Origin of the sequence: Stutzerimonas sp. VN223-3, assembly GCF_045999685.1 — a bacterium.
Lineage (GTDB): Bacteria > Pseudomonadota > Gammaproteobacteria > Pseudomonadales > Pseudomonadaceae > Stutzerimonas > Stutzerimonas stutzeri_AR.
Window position 1 is genome coordinate 1,493,626 of sequence record NZ_RBEC01000001.1, and the last position, 17,510, is coordinate 1,511,135.

A 17,510-nucleotide genomic window follows, 5' to 3' on the forward strand; every position below is an offset into this window, starting at 1 on the left:
GATTGCTCCTTTGGGTCGTTCGACGCTTGTCCCTTTCGGCTGCCTCCCTCGTTGGCAGCCCGTTTTATTCCGAGTGCACGCCCGATGCCTCTGGCGTGCCTCAACTCACGAAGAGGCCACTATGAAAAATCTATTCTGGATTGCCGGTATTTCCCTGTTCGCTCAACTGGCCAATGCCGCGCCGCAGGCGGTGCCGTACCAATACGGTGATGATTTGGACGTCGCTAAGATTATCTCGATGGAAGTGCCGAATGGCGGTTGTGCCGTGGTCGAAGCCAAGATGACTTACCTGGATTCCAAAGGCGAAACCCACGTGATGAGCTACCTGCGTCAAGGCGCGGATTGCAGCGATTACTGATCACCCACCACTGGAGCGATTATTTCATCCCGAGTCGCTCGCGCATTTCCTCTGTGATTGTTTGTCCCGTCTCATCGATACCGGCCCAAGGGTCGTCGTCACCCTGCTCTTCCAGTCGCGGCATCAGGTTTCGGATCGTCCAGATGTTTGCGCCCTTGAGGTCGGCCAGCTCATCACGGTGGATTGGCACTGACACCGAGAGCCCTTCGCGCGCTCGGACCGAGTAGGCGGCAACGGTGCTGGCGCCCTGGCTATTGCGTAGGTAGTCGATGAAGATTTTGCCGACTCGATTCTTCGGGCCGCTCACTGCCGAGAAATGCTGTGGCAGCAGCTTCGCCATGTATTGCGCGATGGCCTGGCTGAACGCCTTGACTTCGGTCCAGCTGTGAACCGGCTCGAGTGGCACCAGTATGTGCAGACCCTTACCACCGCTGGTTTTGAGGTAGGACTGCAAGCCGATTTCATCGAGCAACGTCTGGGTCAGCTGAGTCGCTTCGACCATGCGCTTCCACGGCAACGCAGGGTCCGGGTCGAGATCCAGCACGAATCGGTCGGGATGATCGAGCACGGGCGCCACGGCATTCCAGGTGTGCAGCTCAATGGTGCCCATCTGCGCCGCGCTGACCAGCGCCTCTACGCTGTCGATGGTCATCAGCGCCGCATGCTTGGGAAACAGCGCCGTGTCCAGCTGAGTGATATGCGGAATGCTCAGCTTCTCAGTGTGCTTCTGAAAAAACAGCTCCCCTTCGATGCCTTCTGGCGCACGGACCAACGCCAGTGGGCGCTGACGCAAATGTGGTAAGGCCCAAGGCGCAACTTCGGCGTAGAACCGGGCCAGCTCCATTTTGGTGGCGCCGATCGACTTGTCGATGATGCGCTCGGGGTTGGAGATCTTGATCTTGCCAGCGCTGTTCGACGCACTGGCCGTGGATTTGCGGGCGGCCGCTGCCTTTGTTGCCTTCGCCGGCCGCTCATGGGTGATCGCCTGCGCGGGTTTATCCGAACGCAGGCCGTGAAACACCGAATGGCGAATCACACCCTGCCGGGTCATCTCGGCATAGGCGACTTCACACATCAGTTCAGGCTTGAGCCAGTGCGCACCTCGGACATCCGCAGCCGGCGGCGCCTTGGCCAGCGGGCTTTTGTCGGCTTCTAGTTTTTTCAGCTTGGCATGCAAACTTTTCAAGGTGATCTGGTTAAAGCCCGTGCCAACTTTGCCGGCGTAGTGCAGTTCGCCCTTGTCGTTATGCAGCCCCAATAGCAACGCCCCAAAACCACTGCGCGCGCCCTTGGGATCGGTGAAGCCGACAATGATGAATTCCTGCCGATTCTTGCATTTGATCTTCACCCAGCTACTGCTGCGTTTGGAGACGTATGTGCTGCCGGCACGCTTACCAATCAGCCCTTCCAGTTTCATCTGGCAGGCGCTTTCCAGGACGCTTTCCGGTTGCTCGGTGAAGTCGGCGGAAAACCGCAGCAGTTCGCTGTCGTTACTTTCCAAAGCCTGACTCAAGGCCGCGCGGCGTTCTTCCAGCGGGACCTCGCGCAGGTCCATACCGTTCAGATAAGGCATGTCGAACAGGTAATAGACGATGCTGCCACTGCGCCCGATCTCAAAGGCGTTTTGCAACGCCTGGAAGTCTGGCGTGCCCTCCTCGTTTGGCACGACCACTTCACCGTCGAGCCAAGCTGATTCCAACCCAAGCGCCGCGAGCGCCTCGGCTTGCTGCGGCATCTTGGCCGTCCAGTCGTGGCCGTTGCGGGTAAAGAGTTGCACCTTGCCGGACTCGATGCGCGCCATGATCCGGTAACCGTCGAATTTGACCTCGTAGTACCAATCGCCGTCGGGCACCGATTCGACCAAGGTGGCCAGCTGCGGTTTGATGCTGTCGGGCAACGGCGCGGGTTTGGCTCCCGATAGCGTCGCCCGCGGCTCCTGCTTGCGGCTCTGCTTTTTGACGGGCGTCTTGACCGGCTTGGCGGCGACTTCGATTTTCGCCTTGCCGCGTTTGCGCGGAATCAATGTGCGATCGCTGAGTACGCTGTCTGGCAGCGCCTCGACGATGTCGTATTCCTGCTCGGGACGCGCCGCCTCGTCGTTCGACTTGATTAGAAACCACTGCTCCTTGCCGCCGTCCATTCGGGTGCGCACCAGGTTCCAGGTGCCGCTGAGCTTTTCACCTTCCAAAGTGAATTTGAGCTTGCCCTTGCTATAGCCCTCCTGCGGATCACCTTGAGGAATCCACACGCCACGATCCCAGACGATCACATCGCCAGCGCCGTAATGGCCTGCCGGAATGCTGCCCTCGAAGGTGGCGTATTCCAGCGGGTGGTCCTCGACGTGTACCGCCAAACGACGGGACTTCGGATCCAGCGATGGGCCCTTGGGAACAGCCCAGCTCTTCAGCGTGCCGTCGAGCTCCAGTCGAAAATCGTAGTGCAGCCGCGTCGCATCGTGCTTCTGAATGCAGTATTGCAACGCGCTGCTCTTGGCTCGCTTGGGTCTCGTCTGAGACTTACCGCCCGGCTCGGGCGTTGCGGCGAAATCACGCTTTCGGTTGTATTCGTCGAGGGCCATGGTGACGCTCCTGAATTCCCGACGGGGTTATTCCAGGTTGCCCGGATCGGATGCCGGATCAGTCGGGCCGCCGTGGCTGGAGTGGCGGCCCGGACTCACTGAAGGGTCCTGCGCGTCAGGATCGGATTCGCCTTCGGTCTGCGGCGGGGTGGCAACCGGGTCGCCGTCTTCGGTAACCGTGCGGCCCTGACTGTCCATGTGGGTATCCAAGGTTTCCTGCGGCGTAGGATTACCCATCGGGCTAGGACGGGCGCCCCGCTCGTCTTCGGGTGTACCGGCGGGCCATTGAGCGAACGCCGATGTCGCCATGAGGCTCGCGAATACCAGTGTCGTTATTTTTTTCATCGTTGGTTCCTCTGTGGCTGTCACCCGTCGCGATGCATTCACGGTCGGGCCGTTACGGTTGAATACTGCCGCCACGTCCACTCGTCGAAACTGAGCTGCGAAGCGCAACGGCGCAGGTTTGGCCGCGGGAGGTTCTTCTGCCGAGCGGCGACAAAACGGTATTTACAACCGGGCAGGTCCTGCTAGCGTTGAAAGATGCCGCGAACTCAAAGCGGCGGAATATGGGTGCGAGTAATCTCGCCGAGTCTGGACGCACGATAGGAGGAACGGTCATGAGTTCACGTCTACCTCTGCTGACGATAGAGAACATCCTTCGTAACTACCTTCAGCCCTTTCGTTGTGACTGTCATGCCCAGCAAGACAGCCGCGTCACCGTGCGGCTCTACGAAGAACATCACGACGGTGAAGAGCTGACGGTTTTCGGCATCACCGACGAGCAGTGCCGCGATGCCGCTAACCTGGTACGGCTCGCTCAGGAACTGCGCTTCGAACTCTACGCAACCCGCAGCGGCATGGCCTCCGCTGCGGGTTGCGCCAAAGCTGCCGAGCGCTAGCGGTCCTTTCTGACGACGCATTTCACAATCAGCGCTTGGCTTCCACATTCGGCGTTTGCGCGCGGGTTAGATAAGCCTGGGTCAGTTCGGCAAGGTGACTGCGCATCCAATCAGCCATCGCGACCTCTTCAGCCAGAATGCGAGTGCAGATTTCCTTCGTCTGGGTATCGCCAACCGCTTCTGCGGCCGCAATCAGGATTTCGTAGGAGGCGATTTCCAGGTTTTCGAAGACGTAACCCATCTGGGCGCCTTTGACGATCTCATCGCTGACCATCATGCCGCCCATGGCCTGGCCCATCGCCATCATCTTGCCGCCCAGGTCCTTGAAGCCCGAGTAGGATTTGTCGTAGCGCTGCAGGCAGGTTTCGATCAGCTTGGCCTGGTTCTGGGTTTCGGTAATGTGCTGCTCGATGCGCGCCTTCAACTCGGGATAGTGTTCGATTCGGCTGGCCTGCTTGCTGAGCATGGATTCGGCTTGCGCTTCCATCGCGTGGGCATCACGCAGCCATTCGATCAAGCGTTCGATGCGGACGTCGTTTCCGGTCTGTGCACTTTGCATGTCGGTTCTCCCGATGGATTGGATGCGAGCAGGGCTTCTCGCCCCCTTGTTGAATATGTGAGAGGAGCCATTGCGGGGAGTTCCGCCCATCCGACTGGCTGCACGCCGACCCTGAACTTTGCACAGAGGCTGCCAGTCACTGATGCAACCTTTGGAGCGGAGTTGGCTTATCGAAATCCTCGACTTTTTCCTGCAATGGGAGAACTACATAACCGAGCCGGCACTGCGCACGCTGTTGGCTGCATCTTTTGTCGTGGTCCTGCTGAGCGTGTTCAGCCGTGTGCTGACAGCTGTAATGCTGCGATTGGCTCGCGGTTTCCTGTTTACCAAGGCAGTCTCCGAACAGCTCGAAAAACCCATCCGGGTCCTGCTGCCGCTGCTCGGCTTACAAACTGTGCTCTCCACCGCCAGCGATGAACTCGCGTTGATAGGCGCCGCGCGACGCGTCACCACGTTGCTGATCATTGCCTGCTTCACCTGGCTGGCTCTGCGTCTGCTGCGTGGCGTTGAACAGGCGGTGCGGCTGAAAAATCCGGTGGATGTGATCGACAACCTGCGTGCCAGGCAGATCCAGACCCAATCGCGGGTGCTACTGCGCACCCTGAGTTTTTTCATTCTGCTGATCGGCGCTGCCGGCATGCTGATGACTTTTCCAGCAGCCCGGCAGTTTGGCGCCAGCCTGCTCGCGTCTGCAGGTCTTGCTGGTTTGGCTGTGGGTTTCGCCGCGCGGCCAGTACTTGCCAACCTGATTGCCGGGATCCAGATCGCGATTACCCAGCCGATCCGCCTGGACGACGTGGTGATTGTCGAGAACGAATGGGGACGCATCGAGGAGATCACCGGCACCTATGTCATCGTGCGTATTTGGGACGATCGTCGGCTGGTCGTTCCGCTGCAATATTTCATCGAGAAGCCCTTTCAGAACTGGACGCGACGCAATTCCAGCATCATCGGCTCGGTATTTTTCTGGGTCGATTATTCGCTGCCGCTGGAGCCGCTGCGCGAAGAGCTGCGCCGGCTCTGCCAGGAAGTGCCGGAGCTCTGGGATGGTCGGGTCATCGTGCTGCAGGTGACCGATACCAGTGAAAAGTCGATCCAGCTCCGCGTGCTTGTCAGCTCGCCGGACTCTTCCCGCAACTGGGATTTACGCTGCCACCTGCGCGAGAACCTCATCGGATTCATCCAGCGACAGTTCCCGAAATGCCTGCCACAGCTGCGTGCGGACCTGAGCGTCGGGCAGAAACCCAGCATCGATCATTCGGTGCCGGAGCATGTGGAGCCTGAGCGCCAGCCACCCGTGTAATGGTCGTGGCGAGGCGCCAGGTTTCGCCGCAACAAATGCACGATGCGTTAGCTGCAGCCCGGTGCGTGGTCCAGCGCTGCGTTCAGCTGTGTTCTGCAAGTTTGCGCAGCAACTGTTCGTATTTTTCCGGCAGCTGCTCCAGCCCATAACGTGCCGCCTGTTTGCGAATTTCCACACGGTCCCCTTCGAACTGAACCGTCTCGCTGATGCTCACCTGGCGCTCGCCTTGTATCAGCGCAAAGGCGTAGCACTGAGTTCCGCCGGCATCTTCCTCGCTGTCGTCGGCGACTCCGGTGTTGGCAATGGCGATATCCGTGACGCTCGCATTCAGCGCCCCGATGGCCATTTCGGTAGCAACTTCCTCGCTGGTGAGGCCGAACGTTTCGATGGTTTCGAAGCTGACGTGGAGCAAACGGTTTTTCGCTTTTGGCGAATACACGACGAACCCGCTGTCCAGCACTTGGCCGCAACCTGGAATGTCGCCCAACAGTGAAGCCATCAAGCCACAGGTGCAGGATTCGGCAGTAGTCAACTTCAGCTGCTTGTCGCTCAGAAATCGCACGATCTCAGCAAGGTCTTGCATGGCTTTAGCTCCGGCTGGCGGCTTGAACACAACAGTGTTGAGTCAATTTTCCGAGCCAGCATTCGTCGGCAAAGTTCCCAGCTGCGCATTCCATCGAAATGTGAGAACTAATTCATGGACGTTCGGTCTTTTTTCAAGGTAGGGCCACAGTAGCCCTATGCCGCGAAATCAGCGGGTCCGAACAAGAAAAATCCAGTATTGCCGTGCTCATGGTTTACAGCGCTCAGATTGGCGCTGTGTTGGAAATACGTGCTCGTAACTGACCTTGGCGAAGGCGCCGGTCATTGGGGAAGATGCTTATGAGTATTGCTGCTGTGAACGCCCGGCCTGTCCGCTTGAACACAACTGAACGTCTGATGCCGCCTGCCGAGCGGCCCGTGCTGCAACTTCGCAGTACTCAGAACGACAAAAAGAAAATTTTATTCGTCACCTCCGAGCTGACCGATCTGGTCAAAACGGGCGGTCTCGCCGATGTTTCGGCGGCCCTGCCCAGGGCCTTGGCCGATTTGCATGACGTGCGTGTCCTGATTCCGGGATACACCCAAGTGATGCAGTGTGGCGAGCCGATTCGCATCGTTGGCAGCGTCCTGTCGCATGGCGACCTGCCGACGTGCCGGATCGGTCGTCTCGACATGCCTGATGGGCTGATCATCTACGTGCTGATTTGTCCGGAGCTTTACGAGCGCGACGGCCTGCCCTACGGCGATGAACAGGGGCAAGATTGGTCAGACAACCCGATACGCTTCGCCCGTTTGTGCATGGCCGCAGCGGATATCGCCGCCGGTACGGCCTGCATCCGCTGGACGCCGGATCTGGTCCATGCCCATGACTGGCCGACTGGGTTGACTCCCGCCTACATGCATTGGCGCGGCTTGAGCACGCCGAGCATCTTCACCATTCACAACCTGGCTTACCAGGGCAACATCGACATGAGTCTGCGCCGCAAGCTGGGCATTCCCATGGAGGCCTGTGGCCCCGAGCGGATGGAGTTTTACGGCGCGCTGTCGCTGCTCAAAGCCGGTATTGCCTACGCCAGCCACGTCACCACCGTCAGCGCGACCTACGCCGAAGAAATCACTACGCCGGCGTTCGGTTGCGGCATGGAAGGCTTCCTTGCCATGAAGGCGCGCCAGGGTCTGCTCAGCGGGCTTTTGAACGGTATTGATGAGAGCTGGGAGCCGCAGAGCTGCCCGCATCTGATCAGCCAGTTCGGCCCCCACGACTGGGCGGGTAAAGGCGCCAATGCCGCGCACATTCGCGAATTGTTCGGCCTCGAACCAGGCAACGGGCCGCTGTTCGCCGTGGTGTCCCGTCTAGTGAGTCAAAAAGGCATCGACCTGACCGTCGAAGTAGCTGAGACGATCGTTCAGTGCGGCGGACAGCTGGCCATTCTCGGACGCGGCGACGCACATATCGAGGCTGACGTAAGACGGCTCACCGACCGCTTTCCCGGCCGGGTGGGTGCGCATATCGGCTTCAACGAAACCGATGCGCGGCGGCTCTTCGCCGGCAGCGATTTCCTGCTCATGCCTTCGCGTTACGAACCGTGCGGGCTGAGCCAAATGTACGCACAGCGCTTCGCATCGCTGCCGATTGCACACCGCACGGGTGGCCTGGCCGACAGCATCGACGACGGCGTCACAGGTTTCCTCTTCAACGAGGCCACGCTAGACAGCTATCGCCATGCAGTGGAACGCGCACTGGCGGTTTACGAGAAGCCACATCTGCTCAATGCGATGCGCTGCCGAGCAATGAGCGGCGGGTTTTTCTGGCGCCATGCGATCGAACCCTATGACCGGTTGTACCAGCAGCTGCTGAGCGAGCGGCGCGAGGCCAATGCCAATTTTTAACGAGGTCGATCAATGCAAAACAGGCCTGCCCGCAAGGCGCAACACGGACCGGTGTTACTCGGCGATTTCCGTACCCGGTTCAGGCTCTGGGCGCCCGACGCGCAAAGCGTAAGCCTGGTGCTAGACGGCAGCGAGGCGCTGCCCATGCACGAAGGTGAAGATGACTGGTACAGCATCGAGGCGGAGGCTGGAGCCGGTACGCGTTACAGCTTTCTCATAGACAACGAACTGCATGTGCCCGACCCTGCGTCACGCGCACAGTCAGGCGACATACATGACCCCAGCGTGGTGGTCGATCCCGACGCCTATCAATGGCGTAACCGCGACTGGCTGGGCCGGCCCTGGCATGAAACCGTTCTCTACGAACTGCATGTCGGCGCTTACGGCGGCTATGCGCAGATCGAGCAACGTCTACAAGCATTGGCCGAGCTCGGCGTTACCGCCATCGAGCTGATGCCGCTCGCCGAATTTCCTGGCGATCGCAACTGGGGCTACGACGGCGTCCTGCTCTATGCGCCCGAGGCCTCCTACGGTACGCCTGAGCAGCTCAAGCACTTGATTGATACTGCGCACGGTCTTGGTCTGATGGTCTTCATCGACGTGGTCTACAACCATTTCGGGCCGGACGGCAATTATTTGCACCGTTACGCCAAGCACTTCTTCCGTCACGACCAGCAGACGCCATGGGGCGACGCCATCGACTTCCGCCGCCGCGAGGTGCGCGACTTCTTCATCGATAACGCACTGATGTGGCTGATGGAATATCGCTTCGACGGCCTGCGTATGGACGCCGTACACGCCATTCCCGATCGCACCTTTCTGACGGAGCTGGCCGAGCGTGTGCGCGCCGAAGCGGAATCCGGTCGCCATGTGCACTTGGTGCTGGAAAATGAAGACAACCGTTCCAGCCTGCTCACCCAAGGGTTTACCGCGCAGTGGGACGACGACGGCCATAACATCCTGCATACGCTGCTGACTGATGAAAGCCAGGGCTACTACGCCGACTATCATCAGGACTCGACCAACAAGCTGGTGCGCTTCCTCGGCGAAGGCTTCATCTATCAAGGCCACCAGAATCGCCGTGGTGAATCCCGGGGCGAGCCCAGCGGGCACCTCTCCCCGACGTCATTCGTGCTGTTTTTGCAGAACCACGACCAAACCGGCAATCGCGCGTTCGGCGACCGGCTGATTGGCCTCACCGATCCCGATGCGCTGAAAGCGGCCACTACGGTGCTGCTTCTGTCACCGATGATTCCGCTGTTGTTCATGGGCGAGGAATGGGGCGCGCGCGAGCCCTTCCTGTTCTTCACCAGCCACCACGGCGAATTGGCCGATGCCGTGCGTGAAGGTCGCCGCGGGGAGTTCGCCGAGTTTGCCGAATTCGCTGACGAACACACCCGCGAACGCATTCCAGACCCGAATGCGGTGGGAACCTTCGAAGCGTCCAAGCCCGACTTCAGCAAGCGTGATCAGCCCGAACACGCCGAGTGGCTGGAGTTGTACCGCCGACTGCTGAAGATCCGCCACGAGGAAATCGTGCCGCGCCTGGAAGGTTCACGCTTTCTCGGCGCTGAAGCGCTTGGCGAGGCCGCCGCACTGGCGCGCTGGCAATTGGGCGACGGCAGCGAGCTGCGTCTGGAGCTCAACCTGAGCGGCACCGATGTGGTCGTCATGCCGGTTTCTTCTGAAGCGCAACTCCTGCACAGCAGCCGCGAAAACACGACCGAACGCGACCCGAACGCGTTGCCGGCGCGTACCGCCAGGATGTACCTGAACGATGTACCTGGAGAGAATGAATGAGCGATGAACGACTGAGCCGCCTGGCCCAGGCGGCTGGCCTGTCCATCGATTGGGTCGATGCCGACGGCCGCGATCAGCGAGTAACGTCCGACGTCTTGCGCGCAGTGCTCAACGGGCTGGGCCTGAATGCTGAGAGCGACGCTGAAATTGAACAAAGCCTGGAGAAGCTCGAGGCTGGCGACGGAGTGTCCAACCTGCCTCCGTTACTGACGCTCGATCAGGGCGCTGCCTTGGAGTTGGGCCAATATTTCGAGCCGTCCACGCGCTATAGCCTGGAATTGGAAAATGGACCCCATCACGACGGGACGCTAGATGATCAGGCGCGCCTTGCTGCAATCGATGTACCGGGCTATCACCGCCTGAATATCGCTGGGCGGCAAATCACACTTGCGGTTGCGCCGAGTGCCTGCCCTAGTGTCGAGGACGTGGCCGGGCCCAACGCCTGGGGCCTTACGGTCCAACTGTACAGCTTGCGCCGGCCCGGTGATGGCGGCCTGGGTGACACGCTGGCACTGGAAGCCGTGGCGCGTAGCGCCGCCGCGCACGGTGCCGATGCGCTGGGCATCAGCCCGGTTCATGCGATGTTTACCGGCAACAGCAGCCAATACAGCCCCTACTCGCCTTCGAGTCGGCTGTTTTACAACATCCTTCATAGCGCTCCAGAAGCGATACTCGGCGACACGCCGCTGCGCATCGCCATTGAGTCTTGTGGTCTGGCCGATGAACTCAAGCGGCTGGAGCAGTTGGAGCTGATCGACTGGGACGCGGTATCTACAACCCGCCAGTGCTTATTGCGCACCCTTTACGATGACTTCGCCACGGGCGGCAACGCCCAACAGGCGGACTTCGACAGCTTCCGCCAGGCGGGCGGCGAAGCACTGGAAAACCATTGCCGCTTCGAGGCCCTGCACGCCGCCCTGCTCGGCCCCGAAGGCTATCCGCAGCACTGGCGTGACTGGCCTGAGGAATACCGCACGCCGCAGGGTCCGGCGGTCGAACGATTCGCGCAGGAACATGCCGACGAGATCAGCTACTACGCCTTCTGCCAGTGGTTGATTGCGCGTGGTCTTGAACGCGCGCAGACCGCCGCTCGCAGCGCCGGAATGAAGATCGGCCTGATCAGTGACCTGGCGGTGGGCGCCGATGGCGGTGGCAGCCAGGCCTGGAGCCGTCAAGAAGAAGTGCTGGCAGCGCTGAGTGTCGGTGCACCGCCGGACATCATTAATCGCCAAGGCCAGAGTTGGGGCATTTCTGCCTTCTCGCCCTGGGGACTCAAAGCCAACGGCTACCGCGCCTTTATCGAGATGGTGCGGGCCAACCTCGCCCACGCTGGCGGCATGCGCATCGACCATGTCATGGGCCTGATGCGCCTGTGGGTGATGCCCTCTGGGGCCGGACCCACCGAAGGCGCGTACCTCAACTACCCCTTCGACGATCTGTTGCGGCTGCTGTCGTTGGAAGCCTGGCGGCGCAACGCGGTGGTTCTGGGTGAAGATCTGGGTACCGTGCCCGAAGGTTTGCGCGAAAAGCTCGCAGCACGGGGATTGTTGGGAATGCGCGTGCTGTTCTTCGAGCGCGACAACCATGGCAATTTCAAGCCACCGATGCAGTGGCCGCACAGCGCACTGGCGACCTCCACCACCCATGACTTGCCGACAATCAATGGCTGGTGGCAATGCCACGACATCGACTGGCGCATCCGCGTCGGTCAGCACCAGGAGCATGAGCGTCCCAAGCAGCTGGAAGAACGCGAACGCGAACGTACGGGCCTGCTTCGCCTGCTGCGTGAATACGCGCCGGACATTCAGGGCGACCTCACCGACCCCGAGGTATTGGCCGATGCCTGTGCGGCTTTCCTCGGACGCACACCGGCGCCGCTGGTGCTGTTTCCGGTCGAGGATGCGCTGTGCCAGCTGGAGCAGCCGAACATGCCCGGCATCATCGACACCCATCCCAATTGGCGACGCCGCTATCCCGACGACAGCGCCACGCTGCTTGACGACCCTGCCTGTGCCCGCCGATTGAAAATCCTCGCCGGCGCTCGCAAGCAGGCCATTGGAAGCGAACACCGATGAGAGACCTTAGCGCCACACTGCGATTGCAGTTCCATCGTGACTTCACCCTCGACGACGCCACCGCGCTGGTCGATTACTTCGCCGACCTTGGGATCAGCCACATCTATGCATCGCCTCTGCTGACCGCCCGCCCTGGCTCGATGCACGGTTATGACGTCATCGACCCCACGCGCATCAATCCCGAACTGGGCGGCGAGCCCGCCTTGCGCCGTCTGGTCGAGGCATTGCGCGCCAAGGGCATGGGGCTGATCCTCGATATCGTCTCCAACCACATGGCGGTTGGTGGTTCGGGCAATACTTGGTGGCTGGACGTGCTCGAGTGGGGCCGCCGCAGCCCCTACGCGCAGTTCTTCGACATTCAGTGGCATTCTCCCGATCCGCTGCTTGAAGGCCAGCTGCTGGTTCCCTTCCTCGGGAGCGACTACGGCGAGGCGCTGCAAGAAGGCAAGATTCCACTGCAGCTGGACGTTGAAAACGGCGCGCTCTATGCAGAGCATTACGAGCATCGCTTTCCGATCACCCCGCCCAGCTACGGCGAAATCCTTCGACTGACCGACAACCCCGAGCTGCGCGTTCTGGCGGGTCATTTCGACGCGCTCAAAACCGAGCCAGCCGCCTATCAGACTGCGCGCCAGTTACGCGCTGATCTGGCCCAGGCGCTGAAAGACGACGCCACCAGACAGGCTCTCGAAGCTGCGCTCAAGCACTACGACTCGACTACGGTTGAAGGTTTCAAGCGCTTGCACGGCCTGCTGGAACGGCAGAATTACCGTCTCGCCAGCTGGCGCACTGCGGGTGACGACATCAACTGGCGCCGCTTCTTCGATATCAACGAGCTGGGCGGCCTGCGCGTCGAGCGGCCGGTGGTGTTCGAGGAAACCCACGAGAAGATTTTCGAGCTGATCAGCGAAGGCTTGGTCGACGGGCTGCGAATCGACCATGTCGATGGCCTTGCAAACCCACGCGGTTACTGCCGCCAGCTGCGGCGTCGGGTCGATCGTCTCAACGCCGCGCGGCCTGCCGAGGCGGCCCAAGACCACGTGCCAATCTATGTCGAGAAGATCCTCGCCGGCGGCGAGCATTTGCATGACGACTGGGGCGTAGACGGCACCACCGGTTATGAATTCATGAATCAGGTCTCGCTACTGCAGCACGATCCGGCTGGCAAATCGGTGCTCTGCTCGCTATGGAGCGAAACGGCGGAGCGCCCGTCTGATTTCATGGAGGAAGTCCGTCAGGCGCGTCAGTTGGTACTGACCGGGCCGTTGGCTGGCGACTTTGAATCGGTCGCCCAAGCGCTACTGCAGGTGGCTCGCTACGACGTGATGACCCGTGACATTACCCTCGGTGCAATCCGTCGGGCACTGCTGGAGCTGATCGTCCATTTCCCGGTGTATCGCACCTATATAGGTGCACACGGGCGGCGCGAAGCCGATGACCCCTTCTTCCAGCAAGCGCTCGCCGCAGCCCGCACTACGCTTGGCGAAGCCGATTGGCCATTGCTCGACCTGCTCGATCGCTGGCTCGGCGGCGAAAGCCTGCGCTCGCTGCCACCAGGCCCGGCACGGCGAATTCGGCGTTATGCCTGCACCCGTTTCCAACAGCTCACCTCGCCCGCCGCTGCGAAGGCGGTGGAAGACACCGCTTGCTATCGCTCCGGAGCGTTGTTGTCGCGCAACGACGTCGGCTTCGATCCGCAAACGTTCAGCGCACCGATAGACGCTTTCCATGCCGAGTGTCTGGCTCGCGCCGAGCACTTTCCGCGTAACCTGCTGACCACCGCAACCCACGACCACAAGCGTGGGGAGGACACCCGTGCACGGATGACCGTGATCAGCGAGCGCGCCGAATGGTTTGCGGCCAAGGTGCGCCATTGGCGACAACTCGCTTACGGTCAGCGTCAGGAACTGGCCGAAGGCGCCGCGCCCTCTGCGGGCGACGAGATGTTGCTGTTCCAGATCCTGGTCAGCAGTTGGCCGCTGGGTCTTGCGGCGGACGACCGAGAAGCCATGACAGTGTTCTGCGAGCGGATCATCAAATGGCAGGAAAAGGCTGTCCGCGAAGCCAAGCTGCGCAGCACCTGGACCGATCCCAACAGCGAATACGAAGGCGCCTGCCAACAATATCTGCGGGCGTTACTGCTCGGCGACGAGTGCAAAACGCTTCGTACCGATATAGCCGGTGCTGCACATGAGCTAGCGCCAGCCGGCGCTTTGAACAGCCTGACCCAGACGCTGCTACGCATGACCACGCCCGGCGTGCCGGACCTTTATCAAGGAGCCGATTACTGGGATTTCAGTCTGGTCGACCCAGACAACCGTCGCCCGGTGGATTTCGATAGCCGTCGCGCCACGTTCAACTTACAGGCGCAACCGGCCGAGTTGTTGGCGAGCTGGCAGGACGGCCGCGTCAAACAGTGGTTGATTGCTCGTACTTTGAAGCTGCGCCGCGCACAGCCCCGCCTGTTCACCGAGGGTCGCTATCTGCCTTTGAAAGTCGAAGGCGAGCATGGCGATCAGCTGATCGCCTTCGCGCGAGAACTGGACGGAATCTGGCTGATCGTCATTGCTGCGCGGCTTGCCAGCGACCTGCTCGGCGACAGTCAGACACCGCACATTCCGCCGGAACGCTGGGGCGACACCCGCGTGCAATTGCCCGATGCGCTGAGCGGTCATGTGCTGGAGCGACTTTTTGACGGAATGACAGTCACACCCAAACAAGCGGGTCTGAGTGCAACAGAGGTTTTGCAACATCTGCCCTTGGCACTTTTACAGGTATCAATCAGTTCAACAGGAGAATCAGAACGATGAACAAAGACGAGCAGCGCATCCGCGAATTCGCTTACGACATCTGGGTATCGGAGGGTCGCCCTGAGGGCCAGGACGAACGCCACTGGGAAATGGCACGCAAACTTGTCGAGGCAGAAAGCGGAGCGTCGACCGCCAAACCGGCGAGCCGTGCCCGCAAGACCGCGACCAAACCTACTGATGCGACACCTGCGACCAAATCGGCCAAGGCAGCCAAACCAACGAAAGACGCCAAAGAACCCAAGGACGTCAAGCCCGCCAAGGCATCCGCTGCGGCCAAAGGTACGGCGCGCCCTAAAGCCGCGGCCGGGACCGATGCCGCTGAGGGCACCCCGGCAGGCGTGAAGAAAACCCGCGCCCCGCGAGCCAAGAAAGAAGCCTGAACAACATCGCGGCACGCTCCGGAGCCAATTTGGGGTCCGGACGGCCGCGGCGTCCCATTGACATGCACAGCATCTACCAAGAGTTGCCATCGGAGATTTCATGAGTAGAAAAAAGCCTGCGGCGCCTCAAATTCTTACCCCGTCGCGTATTCGCGAAGGCCTGCCCTTCCCGCTTGGTGCAACTTGGGATGGGTTAGGGGTCAATTTCGCGATCTTTTCCGCGAATGCCACCAAGGTTGAGCTGTGCCTGTTCGATACCGATGGCGAAACCGAGCTCGAGCGAATCGAGCTACCCGAATACACCGATGAGATCTGGCACGGTTACCTGCCCGATGCTCATCCGGGGCAGATATACGGCTACCGCGTTCATGGCCCGTACGAGCCCGATGCCGGTCATCGTTTCAATCCCAACAAACTGCTGATCGACCCGTACGCCAAACAGCTGGTGGGCGAACTGAAATGGTCCGAAGCTTTGTTCGGTTACACCATCGGCCATGCCGACGCGGATCTCAGCTTCGACGAGCGCGACAGTGCGCCTTTCGTGCCGAAATCAAAAATCATCGACCCCGCCTTCACTTGGGGCCATGACCGCCCGGTGCAAGTGCCCTGGGATCGCACCATCATCTATGAAACCCACGTGCGCGGTTTCACCATGCGGCACCCCTCGGTGCCAGACGACATGCGCGGTACCTTCGGCGGCTTCAAAACGCCGGACGTCATCGATTACGTGCGCAAGCTGGGTGTGTCGTCGGTCGAGTTCCTGCCCATCCATGGCTTCGTGCAGGACCAGCATTTGCTGGAAAAAGGCATGAGCAACTATTGGGGCTATAACAGCATCGCCTTCTTCGCGCCGCATCCCAAATATCTGGCCAGTGGCAAGATCAGCGAATTCAAGGAAATGGTCGCGCATCTGCACAATGCCGAGCTCGAAGTCATTCTCGACGTGGTTTACAACCATACCGCCGAAGGCAACGAGCTGGGCCCGACCCTGTCCATGCGCGGCATCGACAACGCCTCGTACTACCGGCTCATGCCCGATGAGAAGCGCTATTACATCAACGATTCCGGGACCGGCAACACGCTGGACATGAGCCACCCGTGCGTCGTGCAGATGGTCACCGACTCGCTGCGCTACTGGGCGCAAGAGATGCACGTCGATGGCTTCCGCTTCGATCTCGCAACCATCCTTGGCCGCCAGCACGACGGTTACGACGAGCGCCACGGCTTCCTCGTCGCCTGTCGCCAGGACCCGGTATTGGCCAAGACCAAGTTGATCGCCGAACCATGGGATTGCGGCCCGGGTGGCTATCAGGTCGGTGGCTTTCCGCCAGGCTGGGCAGAGTGGAACGACCAGTTTCGCGACACCGTACGCGCCTTCTGGAAAGGCGACGACAACCAGCTCGCCGACTTCGCCGCGCGCCTTACCGGTTCAGGCGATCTCTACAACCAGCGCGGCCGCCGACCGTTCAGCTCGGTCAATTTCGTTACGGCGCACGATGGATTCACCTTGAAGGACCTGGTGTCCTATAACGACAAGCACAACGAAGACAACGACGAAGAAAACCGCGATGGTAGCGACAACAACATCTCTTGGAACCACGGGGTCGAAGGACCGACCGACGATCCGGAAATCAACGAACTGCGCTTCCGTCAGATGCGCAACTTCTTCGCCACGCTGTTGTTTTCTCAGGGCACACCGATGATCGTCGCTGGAGACGAGTTTGCTCGTACCCAGCACGGCAACAACAACGCCTACTGCCAGGACAGCGAGATCGGGTGGGTCAATTGGGATATCCCCGAAGACAGTCGCAACCTGCAGGCCTTCGTGCGCAAGCTGATCCGTCTGCGCCAACGCTACCCGATGCTGCGCCGCGGGCGCTTCCTGGTCGGCGCCTACAACGAAGAACTTGGCGTCAAGGACGTCACGTGGCTAGCGCCGCATGCAGAAGAAATGACCATCGAGCACTGGGAAGACGGCAACAACCGCTGCATGGGCATGTTGCTCGATGGCCGCGCACAAGCGACCGGTATCCGCAGAACCGGATCCGACGCAACCTTGCTGATCATCGTCAACGCCCATCACGATGTGGTCAATTTCACGCTGCCGGAAGTGCCGCAGGGCATTTTCTGGAATCGCCTGATCGACACTAACAACCCCAACGCCCGGGCCGAGCGTTTCGAGTTCAGCGACGAGTACGCACTGACCGGTCGTTCGCTGCTGCTGTTCGAGTTGATCAAAGAAGAGGAATAAACCAACCGCGATGCCCAGCTAGTGTCAGAGCCCGATGTGGGCTTTGACATTCTCAAGGACACGC

At 60.5% G+C, this 17,510-nt stretch carries 13 protein-coding genes; 9 read left to right on the forward strand and 4 right to left on the reverse strand.

Features of this window, described 5'->3' with window-relative positions; translation table 11 throughout:
* The first annotated feature begins 121 nt into the window (after positions 1-121).
* The gene (locus D7241_RS06765; RefSeq protein WP_408100854.1) at positions 122-358 is read left to right on the forward strand and encodes a DUF2790 domain-containing protein; all 237 of its coding nucleotides are present in this window, start codon (positions 122-124) and stop codon (positions 356-358) included.
* A gap of 19 nt (positions 359-377) precedes the next feature.
* On the opposite strand, the gene ligD is transcribed toward D7241_RS06765, so the two are convergent.
* Positions 378-2,936 carry a DNA ligase D gene (gene ligD, locus D7241_RS06770; RefSeq protein ID WP_408100855.1) on the reverse strand — a complete coding sequence of 853 codons (2,559 nt, stop codon included), beginning with the start codon at positions 2,934-2,936 and terminating at the stop codon, positions 378-380.
* A gap of 27 nt (positions 2,937-2,963) precedes the next feature.
* A complete protein-coding gene (locus tag D7241_RS06775) occupies positions 2,964-3,281 on the reverse strand; it encodes a hypothetical protein (protein ID WP_408100856.1) in 318 nt (105 codons plus the stop codon).
* A gap of 272 nt (positions 3,282-3,553) precedes the next feature.
* Between D7241_RS06775 and D7241_RS06780 the strand changes: the two genes are divergently transcribed.
* On the forward strand, positions 3,554-3,835 hold the full coding sequence (locus D7241_RS06780) for a DUF1652 domain-containing protein (protein WP_408100857.1): 282 nt from the start codon (positions 3,554-3,556) through the stop codon (positions 3,833-3,835).
* A gap of 28 nt (positions 3,836-3,863) precedes the next feature.
* Here the strand turns inward: D7241_RS06780 and D7241_RS06785 are convergent, their stop codons facing one another.
* A complete protein-coding gene (locus D7241_RS06785) occupies positions 3,864-4,394 on the reverse strand; it encodes a ferritin-like domain-containing protein (protein WP_255976069.1) in 531 nt (176 codons plus the stop codon).
* A 190-nt stretch (positions 4,395-4,584) separates the two neighbouring features.
* Here D7241_RS06785 and D7241_RS06790 point away from each other — a divergent pair, with 190 nt between their 5' ends.
* A complete protein-coding gene (locus D7241_RS06790) occupies positions 4,585-5,697 on the forward strand; it encodes a mechanosensitive ion channel family protein (protein WP_255976969.1) in 1,113 nt (370 codons plus the stop codon).
* Between the two features lie 82 nt (positions 5,698-5,779).
* Here D7241_RS06790 and D7241_RS06795 read toward each other — a convergent pair whose 3' ends face one another.
* Positions 5,780-6,280, reverse strand: coding sequence for a CinA family protein (locus D7241_RS06795; RefSeq protein ID WP_408100858.1), 501 nt, complete (start codon positions 6,278-6,280; stop codon positions 5,780-5,782).
* Positions 6,281-6,579: 299 nt separating this feature from the next.
* On the opposite strand from D7241_RS06795, the gene glgA reads away from it, so the two are divergent.
* From glgA to glgX, 6 genes are all read left to right on the forward strand, one after another.
* Positions 6,580-8,130, forward strand: a complete 1,551-nt coding sequence (glgA, locus tag D7241_RS06800; protein ID WP_408100859.1) for a glycogen synthase GlgA — start codon at positions 6,580-6,582, stop codon at positions 8,128-8,130.
* 12 nt (positions 8,131-8,142) lie between these two features.
* Positions 8,143-9,930, forward strand: a complete 1,788-nt coding sequence (gene treZ, locus D7241_RS06805) for a malto-oligosyltrehalose trehalohydrolase (RefSeq protein ID WP_408100860.1) — start codon at positions 8,143-8,145, stop codon at positions 9,928-9,930.
* Positions 9,927-12,005: a 4-alpha-glucanotransferase gene (gene malQ / locus D7241_RS06810; protein ID WP_408100861.1), complete on the forward strand. Its 2,079-nt coding sequence runs from the start codon at positions 9,927-9,929 to the stop codon at positions 12,003-12,005. The genes treZ and malQ overlap by 4 nt, the downstream gene beginning before the upstream one ends.
* On the forward strand, positions 12,002-14,815 hold the full coding sequence (locus tag D7241_RS06815) for a malto-oligosyltrehalose synthase (protein WP_408100862.1): 2,814 nt from the start codon (positions 12,002-12,004) through the stop codon (positions 14,813-14,815). Before malQ ends, D7241_RS06815 begins: the two co-directional genes overlap by 4 nt.
* Positions 14,812-15,195: a DUF2934 domain-containing protein gene (locus tag D7241_RS06820; protein WP_408100863.1), complete on the forward strand. Its 384-nt coding sequence runs from the start codon at positions 14,812-14,814 to the stop codon at positions 15,193-15,195. The genes D7241_RS06815 and D7241_RS06820 overlap by 4 nt, the downstream gene beginning before the upstream one ends.
* Positions 15,196-15,295: 100 nt before the next feature.
* Complete coding sequence (gene glgX, locus D7241_RS06825; RefSeq protein WP_408100864.1) at positions 15,296-17,446, forward strand: glycogen debranching protein GlgX; 2,151 nt, start codon at positions 15,296-15,298, stop codon at positions 17,444-17,446.
* Positions 17,447-17,510 lie beyond the last annotated feature (64 nt).